This is a genomic window from Burkholderia sp. MSMB2157WGS (assembly GCF_001532755.1).
Taxonomy (GTDB): Bacteria; Pseudomonadota; Gammaproteobacteria; order Burkholderiales; family Burkholderiaceae; genus Burkholderia.
The window spans coordinates 144,973-163,245 of sequence record NZ_LPJG01000015.1 but is presented as its reverse complement, the minus strand read 5'-3'; the positions used below and the strand labels follow the sequence as shown (position 1 = coordinate 163,245).

General features: G+C 62.0%; 18 protein-coding genes and 2 tRNA genes. 14 read left to right on the top strand and 6 right to left on the bottom strand.

The window, feature by feature from the left end:
- The first annotated feature begins 77 nt into the window (after positions 1-77).
- Complete coding sequence (eco, locus tag WT53_RS10650; RefSeq protein ID WP_060259639.1) at positions 78-578, top strand: serine protease inhibitor ecotin; 501 nt, start codon at positions 78-80, stop codon at positions 576-578.
- A gap of 21 nt (positions 579-599) precedes the next feature.
- On the opposite strand, the gene WT53_RS10645 is transcribed toward eco, so the two are convergent.
- Positions 600-1,241, bottom strand: coding sequence for a TetR/AcrR family transcriptional regulator (locus tag WT53_RS10645; protein ID WP_060259635.1), 642 nt, complete (start codon positions 1,239-1,241; stop codon positions 600-602).
- 115 nt (positions 1,242-1,356) lie between these two features.
- On the opposite strand from WT53_RS10645, the gene WT53_RS10640 reads away from it, so the two are divergent.
- The gene (locus tag WT53_RS10640; RefSeq protein WP_060259631.1) at positions 1,357-2,097 is read left to right on the top strand and encodes an SDR family NAD(P)-dependent oxidoreductase; all 741 of its coding nucleotides are present in this window, start codon (positions 1,357-1,359) and stop codon (positions 2,095-2,097) included.
- 55 nt (positions 2,098-2,152) lie between these two features.
- Here WT53_RS10640 and WT53_RS10635 read toward each other — a convergent pair whose 3' ends face one another.
- Positions 2,153-2,485 (bottom strand): hypothetical protein, encoded by a 333-nt coding sequence (locus tag WT53_RS10635; RefSeq protein WP_060259628.1) that lies wholly within the window; start codon positions 2,483-2,485, stop codon positions 2,153-2,155.
- Positions 2,486-2,707: 222 nt separating this feature from the next.
- Positions 2,708-2,784, bottom strand: a tRNA-Met gene (locus tag WT53_RS10630).
- Positions 2,785-2,957: 173 nt separating this feature from the next.
- Here WT53_RS10630 and WT53_RS10625 point away from each other — a divergent pair.
- From WT53_RS10625 to WT53_RS33445, 6 genes are all read left to right on the top strand, one after another.
- Complete coding sequence (locus tag WT53_RS10625) at positions 2,958-3,539, top strand: RNA polymerase sigma factor (RefSeq protein WP_060259625.1); 582 nt, start codon at positions 2,958-2,960, stop codon at positions 3,537-3,539.
- Between the two features lie 12 nt (positions 3,540-3,551).
- Positions 3,552-3,860 carry a hypothetical protein gene (locus WT53_RS10620; RefSeq protein WP_034208072.1) on the top strand — a complete coding sequence of 103 codons (309 nt, stop codon included), beginning with the start codon at positions 3,552-3,554 and terminating at the stop codon, positions 3,858-3,860.
- Between the two features lie 2 nt (positions 3,861-3,862).
- Entirely contained in the window at positions 3,863-4,159 is a 297-nt protein-coding gene (locus WT53_RS10615) for a 4Fe-4S binding protein (protein WP_059781237.1), read from the top strand.
- Between the two features lie 97 nt (positions 4,160-4,256).
- Positions 4,257-4,979 (top strand): O-methyltransferase, encoded by a 723-nt coding sequence (locus WT53_RS10610; RefSeq protein ID WP_156447868.1) that lies wholly within the window; start codon positions 4,257-4,259, stop codon positions 4,977-4,979.
- A 636-nt stretch (positions 4,980-5,615) separates the two neighbouring features.
- Positions 5,616-6,671 carry a DUF262 domain-containing protein gene (locus tag WT53_RS10605; protein ID WP_060259622.1) on the top strand — a complete coding sequence of 352 codons (1,056 nt, stop codon included), beginning with the start codon at positions 5,616-5,618 and terminating at the stop codon, positions 6,669-6,671.
- The gene (locus WT53_RS33445) at positions 6,668-7,366 is read left to right on the top strand and encodes an MAE_28990/MAE_18760 family HEPN-like nuclease (protein ID WP_156447867.1); all 699 of its coding nucleotides are present in this window, start codon (positions 6,668-6,670) and stop codon (positions 7,364-7,366) included. The genes WT53_RS10605 and WT53_RS33445 overlap by 4 nt, the downstream gene beginning before the upstream one ends.
- 93 nt (positions 7,367-7,459) lie before the next feature.
- Here WT53_RS33445 and WT53_RS32185 read toward each other — a convergent pair whose 3' ends face one another.
- Complete coding sequence (locus WT53_RS32185) at positions 7,460-8,059, bottom strand: recombinase family protein (RefSeq protein WP_082727483.1); 600 nt, start codon at positions 8,057-8,059, stop codon at positions 7,460-7,462.
- A 291-nt stretch (positions 8,060-8,350) separates the two neighbouring features.
- On the opposite strand from WT53_RS32185, the gene WT53_RS10600 reads away from it, so the two are divergent.
- Complete coding sequence (locus WT53_RS10600) at positions 8,351-9,352, top strand: hypothetical protein (protein WP_060259619.1); 1,002 nt, start codon at positions 8,351-8,353, stop codon at positions 9,350-9,352.
- Positions 9,353-9,736: 384 nt separating this feature from the next.
- Here the strand turns inward: WT53_RS10600 and WT53_RS10595 are convergent.
- Positions 9,737-9,811: transfer RNA gene (locus WT53_RS10595), tRNA-Arg, on the bottom strand.
- A gap of 147 nt (positions 9,812-9,958) precedes the next feature.
- A complete protein-coding gene (locus WT53_RS10590) occupies positions 9,959-10,141 on the bottom strand; it encodes a rubredoxin (protein ID WP_034190709.1) in 183 nt (60 codons plus the stop codon).
- Positions 10,142-10,339: 198 nt separating this feature from the next.
- Between WT53_RS10590 and WT53_RS10585 the strand changes: the two genes are divergently transcribed.
- From WT53_RS10585 to WT53_RS10565, 5 genes are all read left to right on the top strand, one after another.
- On the top strand, positions 10,340-10,744 hold the full coding sequence (locus WT53_RS10585; RefSeq protein ID WP_059781239.1) for a DUF4399 domain-containing protein: 405 nt from the start codon (positions 10,340-10,342) through the stop codon (positions 10,742-10,744).
- Between the two features lie 241 nt (positions 10,745-10,985).
- On the top strand, positions 10,986-12,971 hold the full coding sequence (locus WT53_RS10580; RefSeq protein WP_179949005.1) for an ATP-binding cassette domain-containing protein: 1,986 nt from the start codon (positions 10,986-10,988) through the stop codon (positions 12,969-12,971).
- A 220-nt stretch (positions 12,972-13,191) separates the two neighbouring features.
- Positions 13,192-15,174 carry a DNA topoisomerase IV subunit B gene (parE, locus tag WT53_RS10575; RefSeq protein ID WP_060259616.1) on the top strand — a complete coding sequence of 661 codons (1,983 nt, stop codon included), beginning with the start codon at positions 13,192-13,194 and terminating at the stop codon, positions 15,172-15,174.
- A gap of 69 nt (positions 15,175-15,243) precedes the next feature.
- Positions 15,244-17,565 (top strand): DNA topoisomerase IV subunit A, encoded by a 2,322-nt coding sequence (parC, locus tag WT53_RS10570; RefSeq protein WP_034208056.1) that lies wholly within the window; start codon positions 15,244-15,246, stop codon positions 17,563-17,565.
- Positions 17,566-17,812: 247 nt separating this feature from the next.
- Positions 17,813-18,271 (top strand): CopD family protein, encoded by a 459-nt coding sequence (locus WT53_RS10565; RefSeq protein ID WP_034208055.1) that lies wholly within the window; start codon positions 17,813-17,815, stop codon positions 18,269-18,271.
- The last annotated feature ends 2 nt before the right edge of the window (positions 18,272-18,273 follow it).

Sequence of the window (18,273 nt, the reverse complement as noted above, 5' to 3'; positions counted from 1 at the left end):
GCCAAATTACAGCCTCGTAAGGTCTTGCGACGAAAGTGTTAGCATCCGGGGCTCATTTGTTTTTCAGGAGCACATCGATGAAATTCGCGATCCGGGCCGCACTGGCCGCCTGCTGCGTGACGACGGCCGCCGCATGCGTGGCCGCGCCGGCATCCGCACCCGCCGTGCCGGCCGAGTCGATCAAGATGTTTCCGCAGGCAGCCGCCGGCCAGCAGCGCGCCGTGATCGCGCTGCCCGCGCTCGAGAACGAGGGCGATGCGCGCGTCGAGCTGATGATCGGCAAGACGCTGGAGACCGACTGCAACCAGCAGTGGTTCGGCGGCGAGCTGACCGCCGAGGACGTGAAGGGCTGGGGCTACACGTATTACCGGCTCACCGACGTGAAGGGGCCGGCATCGACGCTGATGGCGTGCCCGGGCCAGGCGCCGCAGCGGCGGTTCGTGCAGGTGCGCGGCGACGGTCAGCTGCTGCGCTACAACAGCCGTCTGCCGCTCGTCGTGTATGTACCGGATGGCTTCGACGTGCGCTATCGCGTGTGGCATGCGTCGAAGGACGTGCAGCAAGCCGCGAAGCAGTAATCTCCCGGCGGCGTCCTGCCGCTATCCGCCGGTCGCGCCGGTCGCGCCGGCCGCGCCGCGCGCGCCGACGAGCGCCGGCCATGCGGCCAGCGCGGCCTGCGCGACGGCCTCCAGATCGCGGCGGCTCGCGCCGTCGCGCGCCTGGATCGACATCCCCTGCTGAACCGTCACGTAGTAGCGCGCGATCGCATCGAGGTTCGCGTGCGCCGATATTTCGCCTGTCGCGACGCCTTGCGCGAGGCGTTCCCGCAGCGCGTCGACCGTGCCCTCGCGCATCGCGATCAACGTCTGCCGGACCATGTCGGAACGTTCGGCCGGATGCAGCGCCGACAACACGATCAGACAGCCGGCCGGCTTCGAACGCCGCGTGAACACGCGTGCGGTATCCATCAGGTAGTTCTGCACGGCTTCGTACGCGCTGGTCGCCCGTTCGACGCCTCCCCAAATTTCTCGCCCCTCGGTTGCGCGGTAATGCTCGAGGGCTTGCCGGAACAACGCTTCCTTGCTGCCGAAGGCCGCATACAGGCTCGGCGACGCGATGCCCATCGCGGCCGTCAGGTCCGTCATCGACGCCCCTTCGTAGCCGAGACGCCAGAACACCTCCATCGCGCGATCCAGCGCCGCTTCCTTGTCGAAGCTTCTCGGTCGGCCTCGTTCAGCCATTGCGTCCGTTCCTTCGTCGATATCTGTATCGATCGATAAAATAAATCAATTGACTGTGCGGCGCAACTTGTCACATTCTGTGTCGGTCGTTACATAAATGAGGAAAGGAACCGACATGAACCGACTTCAGGGCAAGCGTGCACTCATCACCGGCGGCAGCCGTGGCATCGGCGCGGCGATCGCGAAACGGCTGGCGGCCGACGGCGCCGACGTGGCGATCACGTATGAAAAATCGGCCGAGCGGGCGCAGGCCGTCGTCGCCGGCATCGAAGCGCTGGGCCGTCGCGCCGTGGCGATCCAGGCCGACAGCGCCGATCCGGTGGCCGTGCGCAACGCGGTCGATCGTGCCGCGCAGGCGTTCGGCGGCCTCGACATCCTCGTCAACAACGCGGGGATTTTCCGGGCCGGCGCGCTGGACGAGCTCACGCTCGACGATATCGACGCGACGCTGAACGTGAACGTGCGTGCGGTGATCGTCGCGTCGCAGGCGGCGGCGCGTCATCTCGGGGAGGGCGGGCGCATCGTGTCGACCGGCAGTTGCCTCGCGACGCGCGTGCCCGATGCGGGGATGAGCCTCTATGCGGCGAGCAAGGCCGCGTTGATCGGCTGGACGCAGGGGCTCGCGCGCGATCTCGGCTCGCGCGGCATCACGGTGAACATCGTGCATCCGGGCTCCACCGATACCGATATGAATCCGGCCGATGGCGAGCACGCCGATGCGCAACGTTCGCGGATGGCGATTCAGCAGTACGGCAAGGCCGACGACGTAGCCGCGCTCGTGGCGTTCATCGTCGGGCCGGAAGGGCGATCGATCACCGGGACCGGGTTGACGATCGACGGCGGCGCGAATGCATAAACACTGATGTGCGCTGCGTGAACGGGCCGGGTGACGGTTGGTTCGTCGTCGTTCGCTATCGGCAGCCGACGCGCAGGCGCTCGGCTTCCAGGTCGGCCCGTTTGTCGTAGGCCCGCAGTTCGTTGCGCGGCTTGCCGTCCGGGCCGATCCCGCGCACGACCTTCTGGCCGCGGTCGGGCGAGTGCGTGACCGCGTCGATGCCGGCGGCCAGTTCCCGGCAGCGGGTGTCGGGGGACGTGTTGTCCGGACGCGGGGCTGCCGACGCAGTGACGTTGGCGATGCCCGGGCTAACGTAGCGCTGTTCGGCGGAGGCCGTGTCGGTGTCGGCGGCGTTGGCCGTGCCGGTCATCGCTGAAAGCGCGGCGAGCGTCGCGATCGTCCGAAGCATGGGCGAAGTCCGTGTACTGAACTGAAGAAAGTTCGGAATTCTACGCAATGTTCAGTGCATGTCGGCGGCGAACGGGCGAGGTGGGCGCGTGTGTCGCATATCGTGGTGAATGCCCGATTGCACACGTCATTCGTGTGCCGCCTGCGCGCGTCAGCAATATCGCGGACCGCTGAATGGCAAAAAGCCCGCTTGCTTTCGCAAAGCGGGCTTTTTTTCGGTATTTGGTTGCGGGGGTAGGATTTGAACCTACGACCTTCGGGTTATGAGCCCGACGAGCTGCCAGACTGCTCCACCCCGCGGCGCGAAGTGTACTTGGGTCGGTGCGCAGAGTCAAACGATTCGTGCGAAGACGGCCCGATCTCATATCGGGCCTGTTCCTTGAAACGACTGCCGCGCGCGGAAACCGACGCGTACGGCCGGAAAATTTTCATCTTCGCCACAATATTCGCGCGCCTGAAACGTCTTCAGACGCATGGAACCGCCACGCACTTCGCAAACGATGACCGACCCAGACCGCGACATCACTGCGACGGTGATGCGTGAACGAACGAGGCTAGGGAACTTCATTCGGCGCCGGATACGCGACCCGGACGATGCCGAGGACGTTCTGCAGGATGTGCTTCACGAATTCGTCCAGGCTTATCGACTTCCTGCGCCGATCGAACAGGCGAGCGCGTGGCTGTTCCGTGCCGCGCGCAACCGCATCATCGATCGTTTCCGCAAAAAGAAGGAGCAGCCACTGTCCGATCTGCTCGATGCCGACGACGAAGCGGACAGCGAGTATCGCCTGGATCTCGCGTTACCGGCGCACGATGCCGGCCCTGAAGCGCGCTACGCACGCACGCTGTTGCTGAAAGCGTTGCAGGATGCGCTCGACGAGTTGCCGGCGAATCAGCGCGAGGTTTTCATCGCACACGAACTGGAGGGGCTGTCCTTCAAGGAAATGGCCACGCAAAGCGGCGTCACGCTCAATACGCTGCTGGCGCGCAAACGCTACGCGGTCCTGCATCTGCGTGCTCGACTGCAACCCATTTACGACGAACTGGATATCTAGAGGAGTCGACGGATGAATCTTCGAATCAGATGTGCGGGCAAGGCATTGCTCGTGGTGGTCGCCATAGGCGTGCTCGGATGGATCGTCATGATGCTGTGGAACTGGGTGATGCCGGCGCTGTTCGTCGGCGCCCGGACGATCGACTTCGCGCATGCGCTAGGCCTGCTCGTGTTGAGCCGCATCCTGTTCGGCGGATTTCGCGGACACCGCGGCTGGCACGGCCGGCGCCACTGGCGCAAGTGGGAAGCCATGACACCCGAAGAGCGCGAGCATTTCCGGGCCGCATGGCGATCGCGCGGCAACCGGCGCCCGGAGGAGTGAGCATGCGCGAAAAATCAACGCACGACTGCAAGCAGAAGGCGGGGGTGATCGCGCCGGTCGTCGACCTGAAACGTTGCGAAGGCAAGGGGGATTGCGTCACCGTTTGCCCGGAAAACGTGTTCGAGGTGCGGCGCATCGATCAGGCCGATTACCTCGACCTCGGGCTGATGCATCGCTTGAAACTGCGCGTGCATGGAATGAAAGTCGCCTATACGCCGAATGCGCAAGCCTGCCGGTCATGCGGGCTTTGCGTGACGGCGTGTCCCGAACGTGCGATCACGCTTGCCAGAAGGGCATAGCGTCGTCTGGGCCCGCCGATGACGGCGCGGTATCGCTCGCAGTCCGACGGATGGCAGCCGCTGGATACGCCGTTCACGTGATCAATCTCGTCAAGGAATGAACTTGGCTTCAACCATCGACGTTCTTTTGCAACGGCTTCATGAAGAAAGCCGGAGCGAAATCATCGCCCGGGCCCGCGCGCAGTTCCAGGGGCCGAATGAGGCGTTTCCGACGCTCGTCGACGAATACGAAACGCTCGCCCCCCGGCTGCGAGGGCGATTTCTCGAAACGTTCGGTCTCTTCAGCGACGATTTCGAATCGTCGGTAAGCGGTGCGCTGTCGTTGGCCGTGTCGGCGGAGACGGGGCGATTCCTGCGCAACATCGTGCTGTCGCAACGGTCGGCCAGAATCCTCGAGCTCGGGAGTTCCTGCGGCGTGTCGACCCTGTATTTGGCCGACGCGCTGCGTACGTTGGGCCGTGGCGTGGTCATCGCGACCGAACGTGATGCGCTCAAATGCGCGCGCCTGCGGGCACACGTCGAAACAGCGGGGCTGGACGCCTATGTCGACGTGCGGAAGGGCGATGTATTCGAGACGGTTGCCGAACTGGACGGGACCGTCGACATGGTGTTTATCGACGTGTGGGCTGACGCGTATCTGAAGCTGTTCAGGCAGATCGAGCGCCTGCTGCGGCCGGGGTCGGTCGTGCTCGCCGACAATATGTACACGGCCGAGGATGCCGTTCGACCGTACAAGGATTACCTCGACGAGGATCCGCGTTTTTCGACCACGACGCTGGATTTCGAGTCGGGGGTCGAGTTTACGGTGGTCGTTGGTTGAGCGGGGGGCTGTGGATCTTGGGGAGTTAGAGCTTGGCTGGTCCCCGACAGAATTCATATCGCTTTGCTGCGTGTGCCGTTCGGGCGGCGTTGTTTAGAAGATACCAACAAAAATACCAACAGGCGTATCGGCGTAGGCTCGATCAGTCGAAGGTCGGTGCTGTACGGAACGTTGCTGTGCCGCCGGAAGCAAAAATATTTGGAGATTTGGAGATAGACGATTGTATCGGCCTGTAAGCCTTGTCTGGTAAGGCTGTGGTTATCTCCAAGTCTATCTCCAAAGTACACATTTTCTTGGAGACAACGCTGGAGACAAGTGGCTTGGCGAACCCTTCTCGTGCTGGACGTGCGACCTAGTGCCACTGTCTGGGACGCTGAGCGCAAAGACTCCCCCGCGCGGCCGCTTCCCCGCCGCGGCATGTTCCCCATGTCATCGGTTATTTGGGTGTGAAGCCAGCTTACGAGGGGCGGTCTCCGACGCATTGGTTGCTATATCATGGCCCAAGGTCTTGCGGTCTGCCGGTGCGAGTGAAGGGCCATGCGAAACTCGCGGCTGTCGCCAAGTGGAGCTGAGACCGATTACAATGCCGTTATATGCTAAATCAATGCGGATTTGCTTCACGCTAAACGGGAAATTATGACGACAAACTTAAAATCAGCAACTGCGATGCAGGCGCAGTTGGACGTCGAGCGACGGATGGTTTCGTTTGACAGCTACGATATGACTGTCCGTCAGATTTATGAAATGTTCGAAGAGAAGGCGATTTTTGTTCCGCCTGAGTACCAGCGACAATTTGTATGGGATGAGGCGAGAGAGTCGGAGTTGATTGAATCAATTCTGCTCGGCATCCCGGTGCCGAGTATTTTTATGGCTACGAATGCTGACGCAACTTGGGAGATCGTTGACGGTGTTCAGCGAATTTCCACCTTGGTCCATTTTATGTCGGAAGGTGAGGTGCTGGGGAGGGTTAATAGATCTACGCCGCTGAAAATTAAGGATTTGGAAAAGCTGACGGAATTTAATGACCAGACTTACAAAACCATTCCGAAGTCGCTTCAGTTGATGTTTCAGACGCGGCCAATTAGGGTCACGGTCCTGAATGACAAGAGTGATCTTAATGTAAGATTTGATTTGTTTGAGCGCCTAAATACTGGGGGCGTGTCTTTGACGAATCAGGAAATTAGAAATTGTATATTCCGCGGTCAATTTAATGATCAATTGAAGAAGCTTGCGAAGTTGCCCGATTTCTTGACCGCTGTTCGTCTTCGCGAGTCTGAGTATCAAAATGGAACGGCCGAAGAGTATGTGCTTCGATTTTTTGCGTATCTTGAAAAAAGGGAGGAGTTTGACCATAGTGTAAAGGGTTTTTTGAATGACTATATGAAGGTGAATTCGGCAAAAAAAATATCGCCGACGAGTGTTAATCTTTTTAAGGCGTCTATGGCAGCGTTGGCGGGCGCATTTCCGAATGGAATTACGCGCGGACAAGCAAGCACTACCTCTGCCGTTCTATATGAGGCCCTTGCGATTGGTGTTGCCGACGCTATTCGCGAAAAAGTGGCTATCCGCCGTGCAAAATTGACGGCGCTTGTTAGTGATGTCCGGCTTCGCAAATTGACGACGGGGGCGACTAATAGTCGAAGAATGCTGGTTGATCGTATTGCGTACGTAAAGAATCATCTGTCGACATGAGTCTCGATATCTCTCGTACGGACATCGATGCGAGATTTATGGAGGTGAGAAACCTCCTGTCGTTTATAAAATCGCAAGAGTCCACTGATACGCCTCCGGTTGATGCTGAGCATGTGAAAATCATGCGAGGTCTTTTTTATGTTCACCTCTATGGTGCCTTTGAGAAATCGATAAACGAGGTCGTTTCCAATTTTCTTCGTGCCGTGGCTGATCTGCAGCTCCAAACGGTGCACGTTGCTCCAAGTTTTTTGCCTCTTGCGCTCGATGGCCGGTTTAAATCGCTGCAGAACACTCCGGGGGAGAGTAATTGGAAGAAGAGGGTTTTGTTTGTTGGTGCGATGCTTGCTGACAACCCTTGTTCAATAAATGACGCTATATTCTCTGATCAACTTCAGAACGTCTGGCCGGAAACTCTGCGGGATATATCTGGTTACATGGGGATCGATGAACCGGTATTTGATTCGGTTCATGTCTTGGCGATGAATGAGGTTGTCGATAAGCGCAATCAAGTTGCTCATGGTCGAACAAGCCCCTTGAGGGTGGGGGCTAATATAAAGGCTCATAACTTGGAGGATCGATTTAATTCCGCTGAATTGGTTCTGAGTGAATTTATTTTACACTTGGAGAATAGTTTTGATTCTCTATGTTATATAAAGCAAGAATTTCGTGGGCAATATCAAGCTAATCCGGTTTGATGGTGGTTGGCGGATGTTGCGATATTTTGCTTTTCGATCAGGCGAGTGGGGCGTTGGCGGAACGTGCTCGCGATTAAGTAATTAATAATAAATTCATGGGCGCGTTTTTGTGATTTGTTGCATCGCATCGCGGATTCGCATGATTGTTTGGCGACTGGTGTTGTATTGTTTCGCAACGCTACTCACGGTTGCTCCGTCACTCAGCATTCGAAAAGCCTCGTTTTGCTGATGTTTGGTGAGGGCGGATGGTCTGCCCATTGCTTTCCCATCGGACTTTGCTCTAGCTATTCCAGCGTTGGTGCGTTCGATCAACAAGTCGCGCTCGAATTCGGCCACCGCGTTCAATACTTGCATCGTCATCCGTCCGGCTGGGCTCGTAAGATCGACGCCACCGAGCGCAAGACAATGTATTCGAATTCCACGGTCTGCTAAGCCTTCAACGGTCAAACGCACATCCATAGCATTTCGCCCCAACCGATCGAGCTTAGTAACGATAAGTACGTCGCCTTCTTCCAAGCGGTCCAGAAGCTTCGAAAAGCCCGGCCGTTGACTCGCGCTGACGCTACCTGAAATGCTTTCCGTTACGACACGTCGCTTGTCTACAGCGAAACCGGCCGCCTCGATTTCTCGGAGCTGGTTGATGACTGTCTGGTCGATTGTGCTGACGCGGGCATATGCAAAGATCCGGGACATGCTGTTGTCTTGATGTGTTCAAAATGGATGTCCGAATCTTATCGCCTGTCCGAAATGTGTGCGAGCTTATTTTCGGACGGGTGGTCGACGGCATGTCCGAAAGGGAGCGGTTTCGGACATGCCGAGTTGCCCGGGCACTGATGGCTTTTCTGTCCGGGTGTAGAGAGGCGGATCGGCAGGTGCCACAATTCAAGCGATAGCAGCCACGCCAGAACGGAAGCAGCTAGCACACGTTGCGTTATCACAAGCCGGCCATCTCACCGCTAATTGCGCACTTCATCAGGGAACCACATGCCGCTGCCACTCAAAGACCTTGCCAAGCTGAATCAAATCATTGAACGCATTCACGCCGGTCGATTTGATGCGAATGACGTCGACAATCTCCTCATGAAGCTTCGTCCATACGCAGGGAAGGAGACCGTTTTCTTTGAAGTGGCGAACTTCGTTGCACACTCGGACGCTCGGGATCGTGGCCTCGCGCAGCAGTCCATCACTTCGTTCGTTGACGCGATCCAGTACTTTCGAGAATACGTGTCTGAGAAGCGTCCGCTAGATCTTGCTACGCCTTTTCCAGCATACCTTTATCGACTATTCCTTTCTCAAGCCCGTCTTGCGGACGAGCGCCGTCTGAAGGACGAGCATAAGATGAGTCGTACAACGCTCGTCAAGAAGATTGAAGCCAATTTTTCAGTCGATAAGAAAACTGGCACATGCAGCCTAAGAAACAATAAGGGCGGTGTCGAACTATTCGAAGCTCTTCGGTTCGTTACCGGCTTCATCCATTCGAGGGCAGCGTTCCACGTAAGCGATTTTCACAAGGATCTAAAGGACGTCCTGCGTGCGCAGAGAGTCAGCTTCGACGAGGTGCCGTGGGATGCTCAGGCTGATCGCATATCTTTGGCAATCTTGTGCCTCATATCCAATACCGACTTCCAACTGGCGAACGGAAGTCAAGCAAGTTGCAAGCTGGAGACCGAAAACCACTTTCGGCTTCTTAGCGGCCAGCGTCGCCTGCCGACCGGGGAAATGAGTTCGGAGCCGACCGGCTTTGGTCAGCTGATGGTTTTAGGTCAGGCAACGGTGGGCAGCACGAATATGGCTCCGCTTAGGATCAGTTTCCCCCTTATTGATACCAATCTCGATCCGCATGAACACTGCCATCCGTCTTTGTTTTTACGGGATCATGGTTCGGATGCCTTCGCCGGCTGCGAGGTCGAGATTATTAACTTCGCGCCGGATATGTCGCTGTCGGCCGACTTCAAGCTTGTGCGAACCGACTCGATAGTCCGGTAACAGGGGCACGTTTCGAGCTCAGCGGTCAGAGGAGCTGGCGTTGCAAGTCGTGAGAAAATGTGGCTCGTCGAGCCTAAGGCGGCCACCCGAAAACCGGACACCTTCACCGGCTGGCTCGGCGTTCTTCCTGAAGGCCGCACAGAAGGGTGCGCTATTGCTACGTACAAAGACGCCTAGGTTTGTACGGGGCCGCGCTGGCCCTCGCGTTCCGTACCTGCACGTCAGTGAGAGGCATTTGTTGGTATCTGCTGATACCAACAAAAATACCAACACTTTCTCCGGCTGTCACTGAGCAACGCTGGGTAACGATGGGTGCGAGATGGCCGCCAGACGGGCGTTAGTGGGGAGTTTCTTGTGAATCTTGGGGGAGGTTTGGGGCTTGACTGGTCCCCCCGACAGGAATCGAACCTGTATCTAGCGCTTAGGAGGCGCTTGTTCTATCCATTGAACTACGGGGAGAGCCAAGTCCGGGCATTCGCGCAAGAGAGGGCGAACCGGACGGCGGTGTGGACAGCGCGCAGAGTATAGCAAACGCACGGCGCGTCGGCGGCTCGGAATGCACACCGACGCGCGTATCGCGTAATCGACCGCGATCGGAACGGAAAATCAGAAATCGACGACGACGAAATCTTCCTTGCCCACGTCGCACAGCGGGCAGCGCCAGTCGGCGGGAATGTCGGCGAAACGGGTGCCGGCGGCGATGCCTTCGTCGGGCAGCCCTTCCGCTTCGTTGTAGACCCACCCGCAAATCAGGCAGACCCAGCTCTGGTATTCGGTTACTTCGCTCATGTTGCGCTCGGGACAATGAAAATTCGGCGATGCCGTCCGCAGCCTCGCCGGCGGACGAAAGGCGCAATGGTACCGGAATTTCGCCGAACACCTGCGCAACGTCGTTTTAAACGTACGCATCGCGAACAACCGACGCCGGCGCGTCGGCCGTGCACGCGGTGTATGCTTCGTGGGCCTGTCAATCAGAAGGAGGTAACGATGCTCAACAGAAAATGGATCGCGGGTGCAGTCTGTGTCGCGGCGCTGGCCGTGTCGACGCTCGCGCGCGCCGAAGCGCGTGTGTTCTTCGTCGAGCCGCAGGACGGCGCGACGGTGTCGAGCCCCGTGCACGTGAAATTCGGTCTCGAAGGCATGGCGCTCAAGCCGGCCGGCGACATGACCCCGGATACCGGTCACCATCACCTGTTGATCGACGGCAAGCCGGTGCCGAAGGGCGACGTGATCCCGGCGACCGAGCATTCGCTGCATTTCGGCAAGGCCCAGACCGAAACCGACGTGAAGCTGCCGCCCGGCCAGCACACGTTGACGCTGCAGCTCGGCGACGGTGCGCACCGTTCGTACGGCCCCGAAATGAGCTCGACGATCACGGTCAACGTGAAATAACGAAATAACCGCGCATCCCGCGCAGGCGCCCGATGTGCCGCGCGCGGGATCTGCCGATCGGCCGGTCGCGCGGGCATCCGGCCGGCCGATCGGTCGCTTTCGCGGGGGCGCAAACCGCGGCCGGCGTCCGCACCGGAACCCGGCCGCCACCCGCTCACGGGACCGCGTCGACGCGCGTCGAGCGCCACCCGCGGCCTTCGTCCGTCCGGCCGAGCCGATACCGGCCTCCGCGACCGGTACAATGGGCGCTTCCGATTTCTCTCATCGCCGTCTCCCCATGTCGCTCTATTCCATTACCGGCGCGCAGCTCGCGTTCGGTCACGTCGCGTTGCTCGATCACGCGGATTTCTCGCTGGAGGCCGGCGAGCGCGTCGGCCTGATCGGCCGCAACGGCGCGGGCAAGTCGTCGCTGCTGAAGATCGTCGCCGGTCTCGCGAAGGCCGACGACGGGCTGGTCACGCGCCAGCAGGAGCTCGTGACCGTTTACGTGCCGCAAGAGCCCGAATTCGAGCCGGGTGCGACGGTGTTCGACGCGGTCGCGTCGGGGCTGGCGCACACGCGCGAACTGCTCGAAGAATACGATTCGATCGCGCACCGCCTCGCGGAGATACCGGAAGGCGCCGAGCACGATGCGCTGCTCGCGCGGATGAACGCACTGCAGTCGTCGCTGGACGCGCACGACGCATGGAACTGGCGCACGCGCGTATCGATGACGCTCGCGCAGATCGGCCTGCAGGACGGCGACGCCCGTGTCGACGCGCTGTCGGGCGGGATGCAGAAGCGCGTCGCGCTGGCGCGCGCGCTGGTGCTGCAGCCCGACGTGCTGCTGCTCGACGAACCGACCAACCACCTCGACTTCGACGGTATCCGCTGGCTCGAAGAGCTGCTCGTCGCGCAGCGCGCGGGCCTGCTGTTCATCACCCACGATCGCGCGTTCCTCGACCGCGTCGCGACGCGCATCGTCGAGCTCGATCGCGGCCGGCTGCTGTCGTATCCGGGCAATTTCTCCGCGTACCAGACGCGCAAGGCGCAGCAGCTCGAAGTCGAGCGCGTGGAGAACGAGAAATTCGACAAGCTGCTCGCGCAGGAAGAAGTGTGGATCCGCAAGGGCGTCGAAGCGCGCCGTACGCGCAGCGTCGGCCGCATCGCGCGGCTCGTGCAGATGCGCAACGAGCGCGCCGAGCGCCGCAATGCGCAGGGCAACGTGAAGCTCGACGTCGCGCAGGGCGAGAAGTCCGGCAAGATCGTCGCGGAGTTGACCGACGTGACGAAGCGTTACGGCGGCCGCACGGTGGTCGACCGTTTCTCGACGACGGTCATGCGCGGCGACAAGATCGGCTTCGTCGGCCCGAACGGCGCCGGCAAGACGACGTTGCTGAAGCTGATCCTCGGCGACCTGAAGCCCGACGAAGGCACGGTGCGCACCGGCACGAACCTGCAGGTCGCGTATTTCGACCAGATGCGTGCGCAGCTCGACCAGGAGAAGAGCCTCGCGGATACGATCAGCCCCGGCAGCGAATGGGTCGAGATCGGCGGCGTGCGCAAGCACGTGATGAGCTATCTCGGCGATTTCCTGTTCGCGCCGGAGCGCGCGCGCTCGCCGGTGAAGTCGCTGTCGGGCGGCGAACGCAACCGGCTGCTGCTCGCGCGTCTGTTCGCGCGCCCGGCCAACGTGCTGGTGCTCGACGAACCGACCAACGACCTCGACATCCCGACGCTCGAACTGCTCGAAGAGCTGCTGGCCGACTACGACGGCACGGTATTGCTCGTCAGCCACGATCGCGCGTTCCTCGACAACGTCGTGACGTCGGTGATCGCGGCGGAGGGCGACGGCAAGTGGCGCGAATACGTCGGCGGCTTCACCGACTGGCAGATCCAGAGCGCCCGCTCGGAGCAGCTCGCGCAGCAGGAAGCGGCGAAGCGCGCGGTCAAGGAAGCGGCGCCCGCGAAGGACGAGCCGGCGAAGAGCGCGGCGGGCCGCAACGCGCAGCGCACGGTGAAGCTGTCGTTCAACGAGCAGCGCGAACTCGATTCGCTGCCGGAGAAGATCGCCGCGCTCGAAGCGGAGCAGAAGACGATCAATGCGCAGCTCGAGGACGGCTCGATTTTCGCGAAGGATCCGCAGGAGGGCACGCGCCTGACCGAGCGGTTCGCGGCGATCGACGACGAACTGCTCGCCGCGCTCGAACGGTGGGAAACGCTCGAGGCGAAGCGCAAGCCGGCGTGACGCGTGCGGTGCGCGCCGATCCCGCGATTGGCGCGCCACGCGGAACCAGTAAAATACCGCGCGTTCAGGAGCGCGCCGCGCACGCCGCGCGCCCGCTTTCGGAGCAGTCCAAGCACACCGTTGTTTCGATTCGCTTTTTTACGGAACTCAACGTTTTGTCCACGACGTTATCCACACGAGGTGTGGACAACGTCCCGATGAATGACGAAATTCAGCGCCTATGTCAACGAAGAAACCCAGCGCGGCCTATAGCGAAGCATCGATCAAGGTGCTCAAGGGTCTCGAGCCGGTCAAGCAGCGGCCCGGCATGTACACCCGTACCGAAAATCCGCTGCACATCATCCAGGAAGTCATCGACAACGCGTCCGACGAGGCGCTCGGCGGCTACGGCAAGCAGATCACGGTCACGTTGCACACCGACCAGTCGGTGTCGGTCGAAGACGACGGCCGCGGCATTCCGTTCGGGATGCACCCGGAAGAAGGCGTGCCGGTCGTCGAGATCGTGTTCACGCGCCTGCATGCGGGCGGCAAGTTCGACAAGGCCGCCGGCGGCGCGTATACGTTCTCGGGCGGCCTGCACGGCGTCGGCGTGTCGGTGACGAACGCGCTCGCGACGCGTCTGGACGTGACGGTCTGGCGCGACGGCAAGATCGCCGAGCTCGGCTTCGCCGACGGCGACGTCGTGAAGCCGCTCGCGACGCAAGCCGCGGGCCGCAGCGAGAAGAAATCCGGCACGCGCGTGCAGGTGTGGCCGAATCCGAAGTACTTCGATTCGCCGAACCTGCCGCTCGGCGAGCTGCAGCGCCTGCTGCGCTCGAAGGCCGTGCTGCTGCCGGGCGTCGAGGTCGTGCTCGTCAACGAAAAGACCGGCGAGCGCCAGACGTGGAAGTATGAAGACGGCCTGCGCGGCTATCTGCTCGACGAAATGAACGGCAGCGAGCTGCTGATCCCGCTGTTCGAAGGCGAGCGTTTCGCCGATTCGCGTTCGATCGACGAAACCTTCGCCGAGGGCGAGGGCGCGTCGTGGGTCGTCGCATGGAGCGAGGAAGGCTCGCTCGTGCGCGAGTCGTACGTGAACCTGATCCCGACGCCGGCCGGCGGCACGCACGAGTCGGGCCTGCGCGACGGTCTCTATCAGGCGGTGAAGAGCTTCGTCGAGCTGCACAACCTGCAGCCGAAGGGCGTGAAGCTGCTCGCGGAAGACGTGTTCGCGCGCGTGTCGTTCGTGCTGTCCGCGAAGGTGCTCGATCCGCAGTTCCAGGGGCAGATCAAGGAGCGGCTGAACAGCCGCGACGCGGTGAAGCTCGTGTCGTCGTTCTCGCGTCCGGCGCTCGAACTGTGGCTGAACCAGCACGTCGAGCACGGCAAGAAGCTCGCGGAGCTCGTGATCAAGCAGGCGCAGGCGCGCACGCGCGCGGGCCAGAAGGTCGAGAAGCGCAAGAGCTCGGGCGTCGCGGTGCTGCCGGGCAAGCTGACCGATTGCGAGACGGAAGATATCGCGCGCAACGAACTGTTCCTCGTCGAGGGCGACTCGGCGGGCGGCTCCGCGAAGATGGGCCGCGACAAGGAATACCAGGCGATCCTGCCGCTGCGCGGCAAGGTGCTGAACACGTGGGAAACCGAGCGCGACCGCCTGTTCGCGAACAACGAGGTGCACGACATCTCGGTCGCGATCGGCGTCGATCCGCACAGCCCGGACGACTCCGTCGACCTGTCGAACCTGCGCTACGGCAAGATCTGCATCCTGTCGGACGCGGACGTCGACGGCTCGCACATCCAGGTGCTGCTGCTCACGCTGTTCTTCAAGCATTTCCCGCAATTGATCGAGCGCGGCCATGTCTATGTGGCGCGCCCGCCGCTGTTCCGCGTCGACGCGCCCGCGCGCGGCAAGAAGCCCGCGCAGAAGCTCTATGCGCTCGACGACGGCGAGCTCGAAGCAATCCTCGACAAGCTGCGCAAGGACGGCGTGCGCGACACGCAGTGGAGCATCAGCCGCTTCAAGGGCCTCGGCGAAATGAGCGCCGAGCAGCTGTGGGACACGACGATGAACCCGGATACGCGCCGCCTGATGCCGGTGAAGCTCGGCGAGCTCGACTACGAGGCGACCGTCGCGCGGATGACGATGCTGATGGGCAAGGGCGAGGCAGCCGCGCGGCGCGGCTGGCTCGAGGAAAAGGGCAACGACGTCGAAGCGGACATTTAAGCGGACCTGCCGCGCGGCCGGGCATGACGCCCGGCCCGGCCTCACGCCACTTACGAATACGGAATTCAGATGGACGACAATACTTCCGATCTCTTTGCCAGCCCCGACGCGCCGGAGAGCGACGCGCTGACGCTCGGCAACTACGCGGAGCAGGCGTATCTCAGCTACGCGGTCAGCGTCGTGAAGAGCCGCGCGCTGCCCGACGTGTGCGACGGCCAGAAGCCGGTGCAGCGCCGGATTCTCTACGCCATGAACGAAATGGGCCTTGGCCCCGACGCGAAGCCGGTGAAGTCGGCACGCGTGGTCGGCGACGTGCTCGGTAAATACCATCCGCACGGCGATCAGTCGGCGTACGACGCGCTCGTGCGTCTCGCGCAGGATTTCTCGTTGCGCTATCCGCTGATCGACGGGCAGGGCAACTTCGGCTCGCGCGACGGCGACGGCGCGGCGGCGATGCGTTACACGGAAGCGCGCCTCACGCCGATCGCGAAGCTGCTGCTCGACGAGATCGACCAGGGCACGGTCGACTTCATGCCGAACTACGACGGCTCGTTCGAGGAGCCGAAGACGCTGCCGAGCCGCATGCCGTTCGTGCTGCTGAACGGCGCGTCGGGCATCGCGGTCGGCCTCGCCACCGAAATCCCGTCGCACAACCTGCGCGAAGTGGCGGCCGCGGCGGTCGCGCTGATCCGCAATCCGAAGCTCACGCACGCGGAGCTGATGAACCTGATTCCCGGTCCGGATTTCCCCGGCGGCGGCCAGATCATCTCGAGCGACACCGAAATCTCGGCGGCGTACGAAACGGGCCGCGGCAGCCTGAAGGTGCGGGCGAAGTGGAAGATCGAGGATCTCGCGCGCGGCCAGTGGCAGCTCGTCGTGACCGAGCTGCCGCCGAACACGTCGGGCCAGAAGGTGCTCGAGGAAATCGAGGAGCTGACCAACCCGAAGCTCAAGCTCGGCAAGAAGACGCTGACGCCCGAGCAGCTCAACACGAAGAAGGCGATGCTCGACCTGCTCGACGCGGTGCGCGACGAGTCGGGCAAGGAAGCGGCGGTGCGGCTCGTGTTCGAGCCGAAGTCGCGCACGATCGACCAGACGGAATTCGTGAACACGCTGCTCGCGTACACGAGCCTCGAATCGAACGCGACGCTGAACCTGGTGATGATCGGCGCCGACGGCCGGCCGGGCCAGAAGGGCCTGCTGACGATCCTCGACGAATGGGTGAAGTTCCGCCAGCTGACGATGACGCGTCGTTGCCGCCATCGTCTCGCGAAGGTCGACGACCGCATCCACATCCTCGAAGGGCGGATGATCGTCTTCCTGAACATCGACGAGGTGATCCGCATCATCCGCGAGTCCGACGAGCCGAAGGCCGCGCTGATGAGCGCGTTCGGGCTCAGCGAGCGGCAGGCCGAGGACATCCTCGAAATCCGCCTGCGCCAGCTCGCGCGGCTCGAGAAGATCAAGATCGAGAAGGAGCTCGAAGCGCTGCGCGACGAGAAGGCGAAGCTCGAGGAACTGCTCGCGAACGAAAGCGCGATGAAGCGGCTGATGATCAAGGAGATCGAGGCCGACGCGAAGCAGTACGGCGACGATCGCCGCACGCTGATCCAGCAGGAAAAGCGCGCGACGTTCGAGGCGAAGGTGGTCGACGAGCCGGTGACGGTCGTCGTATCGCAGAAGGGCTGGGTGCGTGCGCTGAAGGGCCACGGGCTCGACCCGGCCGGCTTCACGTTCAAGGCCGGCGATCACCTGTACGCGGCCTTCCAGTGCCGCACGCCGGATCGGCTGATCGCGTGGGGCAGCAGCGGCCGCGTGTATTCGGTCGACGTGTCGGTGCTGCCGGGCGGGCGCGGTGACGGCGTGCCGGTCACGTCGCTGATCGAGCTCGAGTCGGGCTCGCACCTGATGCACTACTACGCGGCGCCGGCCGACCAGCAACTGCTGCTCGCGTCGAGCAATGGCTTCGGCTTCCTCGCGAAGGTCGGCGACATGGTGAGCCGCGTGAAGGCCGGCAAGTCGTTCATGACCATCGACGCGGGCGCGGTGCCGCTCGCGCCGATGCCGGTGCTGCCGAACGCGACGCAGGTCGCGTGCCTGTCGAGCGGCGGTCGCTTGCTCGTGTTCGGGATGGACGAGATGAAGACGTTGTCCGGCGGCGGGCGCGGCGTGATCCTGATGGCGCTCGACGACAAGGAAACGCTCGTGCAGGCGCTGGCGATCGATCCGGCGGGCGTCGTGCTGATCGGCACCGGCCGCGGCGGCAAGGCGCAGGACGACACGCTGTCGTACGCCGGGCTCGCGCCGCACATCGGCAAGCGCGCACGCAAGGGCCGCGCGCCGGAGACGAAGCTCAAGGTCGTCAACGAGCTGCGTCCGCTGCTCGGCTGACGCCGCGCGCGATCGCCCGGTTCAGCTGCGATCGAAGGCCGCACGTCCGCTTCGGCGGGCGTGCGGCTTTTTCTTTTCGGCGCGGGAATGCGGGTAAGCAAGCGTGGCGTTGTCACGCGGAACTTGCAAAATAATGTGAAATCGCGCCGAGGGCCTGAACCGCGACGCGGCTGGCGGGTCGAACGTCGCTTGATGCCGCGTGCGACGCGGCCGTTCGTTGCACCCCACTCATCACAGGATCGTCCCCATGTCCCACGCCGTTGCCGTCGCGCTGTTTCTTCACCTGCTGGCCGTCGCCGTGTGGGTAGGCGGGATGGTCTTCGCCAACTTCTGCCTGCGCCCGGCGCTGTCCGACCTGTCGCCGCAACTCCGGTTGCCGCTGATCGAAGGCGTGTTCGGCCGCTTCTTCAACTGGGTGTCGGGGGCCGTGATCGTGATCCTGCTGTCCGGCGGGTTCCTGTTGGCGAGCTTCGGCGGGGCGCACGCGACGTGGTCGCTGCATGCGATGGCCGGGCTGGGCGTCGTGATGATGCTGATCTTCGGGCACATCCGCTTCGCGCTGTTCCCGCGCATTCGCCGTGCGGTGCAGGCGCAGAACTGGCCCGACGGCGCGCGCGCGGTGAACGCGGTGCGCCTGCTCGTCGTCGTGAACCTCGTGCTCGGCGTCGTCACGATCGGCGCGGCCGTGCTGTCGCGCGGTTTCTGAGC